The sequence below is a fragment of the Brevundimonas sp. R86498 genome (genome assembly GCF_044598075.1).
Lineage (GTDB): Bacteria > Pseudomonadota > Alphaproteobacteria > Caulobacterales > Caulobacteraceae > Brevundimonas.
This window is the reverse complement of sequence record NZ_CP139004.1, coordinates 1-2,500: the sequence shown is the minus strand read 5'-3', so window position 1 is coordinate 2,500 and position 2,500 is coordinate 1. Positions and strand designations below refer to the sequence as shown.

Genomic DNA, 2,500 nt, shown 5'->3' with positions numbered 1-2,500 from the left:
GAGCAAGCTTAAGCCGTTAGGTGTAGGCGCAGCGAAAGCGAGTCTGAACAGGGCGCTAAGTTCGACGTATGACGACCCGAAACTAGGTGATCTATCCATGAGCAGGATGAAGGTAAGGTAACACTTACTGGAGGTCCGAACCCGTGAATGTTGAAAAATTCTGGGATGACTTGTGGATAGGGGTGAAAGGCCAATCAAACCTAGACATAGCTGGTTCTCCGCGAAATCTATTTAGGTAGAGCGTCCGACGAATTCCTCAGGGGGTAGAGCACTGGATGGTTGCGGGCTGCGCGAGCGGTACCAATACTAACCAAACTCCGAATACCTGAGAGAACTATCGGGCAGACACACGGCGGGTGCTAACGTCCGTCGTGAAAAGGGAAACAACCCTAACCATCATCTAAGGCCCCCAAGTCATGGCTAAGTGGGAAACGATGTGGGATTGCTTTGACAATCAGGAGGTTGGCTTAGAAGCAGCCATCCTTTAAAGAAAGCGTAACAGCTCACTGATCAAGCGATCCTGCGCGGAAAATGTAACGGGGCTCAAGCCATGCGCCGAAGATATGGGTTCGCGTAAGCGAGCGGTAGCGGAGCGTTCCGTAAGCCGGTGAAGGTCAGGCGTGAGCCTGGCTGGAGGTATCGGAAGTGAGAATGCTGACATGAGTAACGATAAGGAGTGTGAGAGACACTCCCGCCGAAAGACCAAGGGTTCCTGCGTAAAGCTAATCTGCGCAGGGTTAGTCGGCCCCTAAGGCGAGGCTGAAAAGCGTAGTCGATGGGAAGCAGGTAAATATTCCTGCACCAGCCAGAAGTGACGGATGGCGTAACTTGTCAGGGCTTATTGGATTGTCCTGGCAGGGAAGTTGTCCCTGGAAATAACTCTGGCAGAGACCGTACCCGAAACCGACACAGGTGGTCAGGTAGAGCATACCAAGGCGCTTGAGAGAACTGTGCTGAAGGAACTCGGCAAATTGCACGCGTAACTTCGGAATAAGCGTGACTCTGCTCAGGGCAACCTTTGCAGAGTGGCACAAGCCAGGGGGTAGCGACTGTTTAGCAAAAACACAGGGCTCTGCGAAGCAGCAATGCGACGTATAGGGTCTGACGCCTGCCCGGTGCCTGAAGGTTAAAGGGAGTTGTGAAAGCGACGAACTGAAGCCCAGGTAAACGGCGGCCGTAACTATAACGGTCCTAAGGTAGCGAAATTCCTTGTCGGGTAAGTTCCGACCTGCACGAATGGCGTAACGACTTCCCCACTGTCTCCAGCACAGGCTCAGTGAAATTGAATTCCCCGTGAAGATGCGGGGTTCCCGCGGTCAGACGGAAAGACCCTATGAACCTTTACTATAGCTTCGCCTTGGCGTTAGCGACCGTATGTGTAGGATAGGTGGGAGGCTATGAAACCGGGGCGCCAGCTCTGGTGGAGCCATCCTTGAAATACCACCCTTACTGTCGTTGACGTCTAACCGAGGGCCGTTATCCGGTCCCGGGACATGGCGTGGTGGGTAGTTTGACTGGGGCGGTCGCCTCCTAAAGTGTAACGGAGGCGCGCGATGGTGGGCTCAGACCGGTCGGAAATCGGTCGTCGAGTGCAATGGCATAAGCCCGCCTGACTGCGAGACTGACAAGTCGAGCAGAGACGAAAGTCGGCCATAGTGATCCGGTGGTCCCGCGTGGAAGGGCCATCGCTCAACGGATAAAAGGTACTCTAGGGATAACAGGCTGATTTTGCCCAAGAGTCCATATCGACGGCAAAGTTTGGCACCTCGATGTCGGCTCATCACATCCTGGGGCTGGAGCAGGTCCCAAGGGTTCGGCTGTTCGCCGATTAAAGTGGTACGTGAGCTGGGTTCAGAACGTCGTGAGACAGTTTGGTCCCTATCTGCCGTGGGTGTTCGAAGCTTGAGAGGATCTGTCCCTAGTACGAGAGGACCGGGATGGACATACCTCTGGTGGACCTGTCATGACGCCAGTTGTGCAGCAGGGTAGCTAAGTATGGAATAGATAACCGCTGAAAGCATCTAAGCGGGAAACTAACCTCAAAACAAGGCTTCGCTGAGGATCGTGGAAGACTACCACGTTGATAGGCCAGGTGTGGAAGCGCGGCGACGCGTGAAGCTTACTGGTACTAATAATCCGATCGGCTTGATCGTTTCTCAGCAAAACTCATTCGATCTATTGAATAGACAATGTCTTCTCACTCATATCTTTCTGATTGACCTGGTGGTTATGTCGGAGGTTCCCCACCCGATCCCATTCCGAACTCGGTCGTTAAGCCCTCCAGAGCCAATGGTACTTCGTCTCAAGGCGCGGGAGAGTAGGTCGCCGCCGGGTCTATCAGACAGATATGCGTGAGTTTCTCTCCAACATCTTCCTTCACAAACTCCCTCTGCCGCGGGATGGAGCAGCCCGGTAGCTCGTCAGGCTCATAACCTGAAGGTCGCAGGTTCAAATCCTGCTCCCGCACCCACTAATACCTCACACCGGTGAGACACTTCAA

The 2,500-nt window shown here is 53.8% G+C and carries 1 tRNA gene and 2 rRNA genes (1 of these 3 cut by a window edge); all 3 read left to right on the top strand.

Going from position 1 to position 2,500, the window contains the following annotated elements:
- A 23S ribosomal RNA gene (locus SJY26_RS00015) occupies nucleotides 1–2,153 on the top strand; it begins 630 nt to the left of the window's first position.
- Nucleotides 2,154–2,219: 66 nt separating this feature from the next.
- Nucleotides 2,220–2,334 (top strand): 5S ribosomal RNA (rrf, locus tag SJY26_RS00010).
- A 59-nt stretch (nucleotides 2,335–2,393) separates the two neighbouring features.
- Nucleotides 2,394–2,470: transfer RNA gene (locus SJY26_RS00005), tRNA-Met, on the top strand.
- Nucleotides 2,471–2,500 lie beyond the last annotated feature (30 nt).